Origin of the sequence: Crocosphaera sp. Alani8 (assembly GCF_038442745.1) — a bacterium.
GTDB lineage: Bacteria > Cyanobacteriota > Cyanobacteriia > Cyanobacteriales > Microcystaceae > Crocosphaera.
This window is the reverse complement of the sequence record NZ_JARVCN010000158.1, coordinates 1-7,890: the sequence shown is the minus strand read 5'-3', so window position 1 is coordinate 7,890 and position 7,890 is coordinate 1. Positions and strand designations below refer to the sequence as shown.

Here is a 7,890-nt window from a genome sequence, read left to right as displayed (position 1 = left end):
TCTTTGTCCCCTAACTTTCGGCGAGTCCCCCCAGACTTTTTGAGAAGCTTCATTCAATCAGTCTAAGAGAACTACCACGACTCATCCGACAGGTAAAATCACTTACAGAACAATTGGGCCTATCTGGGTTAAAAGTATTACTGGTTCGGTTCCAATCTTCTCTTGTTGCTGGACGGGAGGTAATTTCTCCTTGTTGGGAACGAGATATCAGTAACCACATTTTTCCGTGTCTCTCACAAAAAAACTCTTCTAACCAAACGTTCTGATTCACGCAAATAGGTTGCTGTTTGGCTAAAAATTTGGCTTTTTTAAGAGGAAGTTTAAATCCTTGTTGAATTTCTGCTGTTCCTTCATAAAAAAGAAAATGTTTAGGCCCTCCCATCCTCCACAACCAACTAGAACAGTGGGGACAGTAAAATTTAGTTGTTTTTTTCCTTCGACTTCTTCTATTTGGCATACTCGGTTGGCTTGATTACTTTATTTGCCTTGCATATATTCCATGTTAGTGGTGTCGTGTTGGCTTTAATGTTAGTTTTGATGTTAGTTTTAGAGTCAGTTTTCCTCTGAGAAAAGGCAATATTGAAAATTTCTACTAAATGCTTGACAAGCTTGAAAGCTTGTTCTAACGTGGTTGGCGTTACATAAGTAAATACTAGGTATTTAGATATCATCATCTAGAGTAACGATAGATAATCACCTATCACCTCTTCTCTAGCCTTCTGGCTATAGGCGACGAGAGACAGACACCACAGAGTGCGTTTCCGAGTCTTGGAATAGGGGAATTGCTCTACCTTTTTTTACCGATAAAGCAAAAAACTCGAATAAGTAGCCGATGTTTACTCCTGTTAAGTAGCACCCACAAAATCTCAGTTTGACAGTTGATGATTTTGTTTATTTCTAACAAGCTTTAAGACTTACGTAGTAGTCCCCAGGCGTGGAGATATTGATCCATAAAGGCACCTTAGCTCCAACTTTAGCTACAGTATATACCTTAGTTAGCGTAGGTAGAATCCTTGAATCCTTCATTGCTTGAGCAGACTAAGTAACCTTAGTTTTCTTACCATAACTGTTGTTTATTGGGAGTATTTCACCATGATGTTAGTCGACCTTAGAAACCTGTACAAGAGCCAACTTATCAAACACGGAGTAGCTGAATCGAAAGCTGAACAAGCTTCAGAAAACCTTTCTATTCAGCAGCTACAAATCGTGATGCAAATTTGGAAAGACTTTAATTTAGCAGTTAATCAATCTCAGCAAGTTACTAGTTTACAACAAGTCGATAGAGACTATTAAAAACTTCTTTATTATTGAGTTTGAACATTGTCTACTTTTCTGGTACTTCTTTGCTTTTGAGTTTGTGAACCTCCACTTTTTTTACGATTATGCAGAATCTTGTTAATCAATCTCACATTATCAATGATTTTTTAGACGCTCATCCTTCCGCTGAATGTAAGATAAAACGTTTCATTGATATTGTTGGGAGTTTAATCGGCCTAGCTATTTTAGCCGTACTATTAATTCCCATTTCAGTGGCAATTGTCATTGATAGTCCAGGTCCCGTATTTTTTACACAAACTCGGTGTACTTTGCTAGGAAAACACTTCCGTATTGTTAAGTTTCGCACCATGTGTTCCGATGCAGAAAACCTTAAACTTTCTGTACAAAATCAAGTTGATGGGCCATTTTTTAAAAATGATAGTGATCCTAGAATAACTCGAGTCGGAGCCTTTCTAAGACGAACCAGTCTGGACGAACTACCTCAATTTTGGAATGTACTAAAAGGAGACATGAGTCTAGTGGGAACTCGTCCCCCAACCCTTGATGAAGTTGCCCAGTATCAACCATCAGACTGGCAAAGACTAAGAGTGAAAACTGGGATAACAGGAGAATGGCAAGTCAGTAAGCGTTCATCCGTATCCTCTTTCGAGGAAGTTTTTAACTTAGATCTAGACTATCAAAAGAAATGGAGTGTTATATACGATGTCCAACTCATCGTCAAAACTGTTTTGGTTTTAATCACTAAAAAAGTTAGTGCTTACTAAAGACACCCTAACTAAACTTTTTAATGCTTGGCGAGCTTTAATTAGTTTGCCACTAATCTTATTCACTAACTTTATCTAGTAGTTCCCTTATAAAACCTTTAGTTCCCACGTTGAATCTTAACCCATTGTTTTACCTATTACTTATCTCAAAACGACTATGGCTAATATTAACTTCAATCAGATTGGAAGCATCAACGATGGTACTAATTTTTACAGACCCACAAATGTTCAATTTGGTTCCGATGGACGACTTTATGCAACGTCAATCATAGGAATAATTAATGCCTTCACAGTGGAGAAAAATGAAAACGGGCAATATATCATAGTCGATACAGAACAATTAACCCTTCCAAACGGTGAAGACGTTGTCAAATCAATTCTTAATCACAATGACGATGGAACAGTCAATCTAAATGAACAAAACCGCCTAGTTACGGGTCTTGTTGTAGCAGGCACAGCCGATAATCCAGTGCTTTACGTGTCTTCTGCTGATCCTCGTCGTGCGGCGAAAGAAGACAAAAACCTCGACACCAACTCAGGGGTTGTCACCAGAGTTACCTGGACAGGAACTGAATGGGAAGCCTTAGACATTGTTAGAGGATTGCCTCGTTCTGAAGAAAGCCACTCGATTAATGGTCTATCACTCAATGCAGATGGGACAAAGCTGCTTTTGAATGTCGGAGGTAATACAAACAACGGCGCACCTTCGGCCTTCTTTGCTTTTTCCTCAGAATATGCCCTAACAGCAAGTGTTCTAGAAATTGACCTCGCAGATATAGAACAACGCCCCATCCTCACCGATCCCAACGGTGGACAAAACAACACATCTCGTCAGTATGTTTACGATTTACCAACTCTTGACGATCCGAACATCCCTAATGATGGAGTAAGAGAAGATGCCAACGGTCTAGACACAGCCGGGCCTTGGGGTGGAAACGATGGACTTAACCAGGCTGTTTTACCAGCAGACGCACCCCTACGAATTTTTGCTGATGGCCTGCGCAACAATTACGACCTTGTTAGAACCACTAATGGGATTTTTACTATTGACAATGGCTCCAACGTAAATGTAGGAGCGTCTCCCGTTGATGCGGCGGGAATAACTACCGGCGAGCCAGGTGCAGGAGAAGCAACCAACACTATTGTTGCAAAAGGAGCAGGGGATAACGAACCTCTTTTCCGATTGATAGACGGTGGCTACTACGGTCATGGTAATCCAACTCGTTCCAATCAAGACCTAGCCTGGACTGTTTATGCCATTGACGGTCTAGGTAATGGCATTCCTGATCCATCTTTATCAGTCAACTCTGTTCCCGATATTTCTGCCCTTGTCCCCATAGGAGTTGATATTCCAGAGGGATTTCTCATCCACCCCAGTAAGTTCACAGATGATCCAGACCGTCTGAAACAGTCAGGTGTTACCGTATTAGCTAAAAACGCCGATGAAACATCAGGCATTGAATTGCCAATCGCCACGCTTGGTAAGGAATTCGCCTCCACCAATGGGGTTATACAGTACAAAAGTAATGCTTTTGATGGTGCTTTACAAGACGCCCTAATCGCTACAGATTTGTCTGGTCAAGTCACGGTTCTTAACCTTAATAATGATGGATCTGCCCTAGAACCATTAATTGATCCAGGGGACGATGAAGAGCTTGGGACTAATGATGACATTATGTTGTCAGAAGACGGAATTTACACTATCATCGATGGGATTTCTAGCGCACTCGATATTACAGAAGGGCCAGACGGTACGCTTTGGGTTGCCTCACTATTTGGGGGAGAAATTGTCGTTTATGAACCCACAAACATTGACTTTGGACCAGATCTCGATGTTGATAATGATGGCCTTGATAATGCTGTTGATCCATTTATTCGCGATGCGAATAACGGTCGTGATGTTATTTTGTCTCCAGGACAAACCCTAGAATGGGATCTCGATGAGGATCTGGATGGAAACTTACCAGGGCCGGGGGGATATGCCGCAGGACTAACAGGATTATTGATTAATGGAGTTGACGATCTTGAGAATAATACATCCTTCGGTAATGTTAAGTTTGTCACAGCTTCCGGGGGCGGTACAGTAGTTATTGAAGAAGTTTCCAATGGTGATCCTTTTACAGGAAACAACGATGGTGAATTTCTCTTTCATACTGGATTAACCATTGACCCAGATGTGGAAATATTTACGGTCAAATGGACGGTTAATAACCCTGCAGGAGATCCCAATTCTACCTTTAACGATCAGTTTCAACAAATTGGTGGTTATCTAAGTACGGGAGATCAAAGTAATTACCTCAAAATTGTCGCAACTCCTGGCCGACCCGATGGAGAAATCCAAGTTTTTCTTGAGAATAATGATACAGGAATACAAAATCAATTTCTACAAGCAGACAATATCTTTACTGAAAGTCAACTGTTTTTAGGGGCTGAGATTGAGTTTGGGTTAGAAATTGATCGTACACTGGGGACATTCATTCCTCAAGTAACTTATCAGACCAATGGGGGTAGTCAATCCATAATCGGAACCCCAACTAACTTAACAGGAACAAACGTCTGGGATGTTATCCAAGGGAACTATACAGCACCAGGAGATTCTGCACCCACGGGACTGGCTGTTGGACTTTTCTCCACTAACGCCGGCCAGCCCCAAGCAAATACTTTTTCAGCTACTTTTAAAGGGATAGAAGTTTTTGCTGAAGATGTATTAGTAACACCAACAGCTCAACTTTCGATTGACGACATAATTGTTAATGAAGGCGATGGAACAGCAACTTTTACTGTAACTTTATCGGGCCCAGTCAACGAAGAAGTAACCGTAGATTATAACAGTGCAAACGGAACAGCGATTGCCGGTAATGACTATACAGCAACCAGTGGAACCCTTGTATTTTCGGCAAATACCAGCACTCAAACACTAACAATTCCTGTTGACATTACTGATGATAATCAAACAGAAAGCAACGAAACCTTCACTGTTAATCTCAGCAATGTGTCTGGTGCAGCGGAGATTCTTGAAGGAGAAGGAACAGGGACAGCCACCATTATTGACAACGATTCACTAACACCAACAGAACTTGCTGAACTTTCGATTAACGACATAATTGTTAATGAAGGCGATGGAACAGCAACTTTTACTGTAACTTTATCGGGCCCAGTCAACGAAGAAGTAACCGTAGATTATAACAGTGCAAACGGAACAGCGATTGCCGGTAATGACTATACAGCAACCAGTGGAACCCTTGTATTTTCGGCAAATACCAGCACTCAAACACTAACAATTCCTGTTGACATTACTGATGATAATCAAACAGAAAGCAACGAAACCTTCACTGTTAATCTCAGCAATGTGTCTGGTGCAGCGGAGATTCTTGAAGGAGAAGGAACAGGGACAGCCACCATTATTGACAACGATTCACTAACACCAACAGAACTTGCTGAACTTTCGATTAACGACATAATTGTTAATGAAGGCGATGGAACAGCAACTTTTACTGTAACTTTATCGGGCCCAGTCAACGAAGAAGTAACCGTAGATTATAACAGTGCAAACGGAACAGCGATTGCCGGTAATGACTATACAGCAACCAGTGGAACCCTTGTATTTTCGGCAAATACCAGCACTCAAACACTAACAATTCCTGTTGACATTACTGATGATAATCAAACAGAAAGCAACGAAACCTTCACTGTTAATCTCAGCAATGTGTCTGGTGCAGCGGAGATTCTTGAAGGAGAAGGAACAGGGACAGCAACTATTACTGACAACGATCAATCTCCTGCTGATCTGGGGGTTCTCTACAGACTCAATGTAGGAGGAGAGACAGTTGCCGCTCCAGATGGGGACATTCCCTGGGTCAACGATGGTGACTTTCTAACCAACACCAACACCAAGACTAATGGACCGAGGGGTGGTAACGTGGATCTGAGTAGTCCCACCATCCCAGCAGGAGCTGACCTGGATACCATGTACCGCACTGTTCGCTTTGATCCAGATAAATCAGATGCCAACATCACCTATGACTTTGACGTACCATCGGGGACTACGGTGGAGGTCCGATTCCTCCTCATGGAGTGGTGGGGTTTTGGGGCTATTGGCTTCCGGAGCTTTGACATTGGTATTGAAGGAGCTGTACCGAGTTCACTGGACGACATCGATATATCTGCCTTAACAGGAGGGAAGACAAACAAGGGTGTTGTGGTGTCTCATACCCAAACTATCGAAGATGGAGAGTTAAACATAGAATTACTCCACGGCAGTGACGGGAATCCTTGGATCTCAGGCATTGAAATTATTAACGTCGGCGAAGCTCCACCCACTGTCTCTGTCGCCAATTTAGAGGTGAACGAAGTAGCAGGAACTGCTGACGTAACAGTAAGTCTCTCAGAAGCTTTGAGTAACCAGATAGAAGTTGATTATTCCACCAGTGACAGCACAGCAACAGCAGGAAGCGACTACACCGCAACCAGTGGAACATTAGTATTTGAGGCGGGACAACAACAGAAGACCATTAGCGTCCCCATAAATCCAGATGCCCTATTTGAAGGAGATGAAAGCTTTGAGGTGGTTCTCAGCAACTTAGTTGGAGAAGCGGTTCTTGAGAATGGGGGAACAGGAATAGTCACAATCATCGACGACGATCCTGCACCGGTTCCCATTTCCATCAATGACATTGTCGTATCAGAACAGGATGGGACAGCTACCTTTACCGTAAGTCTTTCTGAAGCCATTAACCAAGAATTTACTATTGATTATGCCACCAGTGATGGAACAGCTACAGCAGGGAGCGACTACACCGCCACCAGTGGCACATTAACTTTTGCTGCTAATAGTACTAGCCAAACCGTTACCATCGATATTCTTGACGATAGCGAGCTGGATCCTAATGAAAGCTTCACAATTAGCTTGAGCAACCCTAGTGCTAACGAAGTTGTGGCTTTGGGAAAATCAGTGGGGGAAGCTATTATTGTTGATGATGAACAGTCTTCATCTGGGGTTCTCTACAGACTCAATGTAGGAGGAGAGACAGTTGCCGCTCCAGATGGGGACATTCCCTGGGTCAACGATGGTGACTTTCTAACCAACACCAACACCAAGACTAATGGACCGAGGGGTGGTAACGTGGATCTGAGTAGTCCCACCATCCCAGCAGGAGCTGACCTGGATACCATGTACCGCACTGTTCGCTTTGATCCAGATAAATCAGATGCCAACATCACCTATGACTTTGACGTACCATCGGGGACTACGGTGGAGGTCCGATTCCTCCTCATGGAGTGGTGGGGTTTTGGGGCTATTGGCTTCCGGAGCTTTGACATTGGTATTGAAGGAGCTGTACCGAGTTCACTGGACGACATCGATATATCTGCCTTAACAGGAGGGAAGACAAACAAGGGTGTTGTGGTGTCTCATACCCAAACTATCGAAGATGGAGAGTTAAACATAGAATTACTCCACGGCAGTGACGGGAATCCTTGGGTCTCAGGCATCGAGATTGTTTCAGTGTAAGTGTAACCACTTACCAGAGGCTTTGGACTTTAGCTAACCGCCGAGAAGCCCCGCACTATAAACGAGGGGGATTTATCAAACCGTAGGTGAGTACCCCCGATGTTTTAGTGTCGGGATGATAGGCGGTAAAAAGGGAGGGTTCGATGCCCTCCCTTTTTACAAATAATTTATTGGGGCTTATCTTGTCCTTCAATGTATTTTTTAAGAACTGATATAGTAACACCACCACATGAAGCAATAAAATAAGACTCATTCCATAAAACCTTTTTCCAATATATCTTGTTAAGCTGGCGTGGGGACACGAATACCTGAAAGCCTTACCAGATGACGAAAAGAGGC

The 7,890-nt window shown here is 42.8% G+C and carries 3 protein-coding genes and 2 pseudogenes; 3 read left to right on the top strand and 2 right to left on the bottom strand.

Annotated elements, in window-relative coordinates; translation table 11 throughout:
* Nucleotides 1-49: 49 nt before the first annotated feature.
* Nucleotides 50-382 (bottom strand): hypothetical protein, encoded by a 333-nt coding sequence (locus tag P9B04_RS10800; protein ID WP_342054997.1) that lies wholly within the window; start codon nt 380-382, stop codon nt 50-52.
* A gap of 710 nt (nt 383-1,092) precedes the next feature.
* Here P9B04_RS10800 and P9B04_RS10795 point away from each other — a divergent pair.
* The 3 genes and pseudogenes from P9B04_RS10795 to P9B04_RS10785 all read left to right on the top strand — a co-directional run bounded on the left by P9B04_RS10795 (nt 1,093) and on the right by P9B04_RS10785 (nt 7,551).
* Nucleotides 1,093-1,293, top strand: coding sequence for a hypothetical protein (locus tag P9B04_RS10795; RefSeq protein ID WP_342054996.1), 201 nt, complete (start codon nt 1,093-1,095; stop codon nt 1,291-1,293).
* A gap of 122 nt (nt 1,294-1,415) precedes the next feature.
* Nucleotides 1,416-2,042, top strand: a pseudogene (locus P9B04_RS10790) (sugar transferase); the annotation flags it as partial.
* Nucleotides 2,043-2,199: 157 nt separating this feature from the next.
* Nucleotides 2,200-7,551 carry a Calx-beta domain-containing protein gene (locus tag P9B04_RS10785; RefSeq protein ID WP_342054995.1) on the top strand — a complete coding sequence of 1,784 codons (5,352 nt, stop codon included), beginning with the start codon at nt 2,200-2,202 and terminating at the stop codon, nt 7,549-7,551.
* Nucleotides 7,552-7,718: 167 nt separating this feature from the next.
* Here P9B04_RS10785 and P9B04_RS10780 read toward each other — a convergent pair.
* A pseudogene (locus tag P9B04_RS10780) lies at nt 7,719-7,838 on the bottom strand (transposase); the annotation flags it as partial.
* Nucleotides 7,839-7,890: the final 52 nt, after the last annotated feature.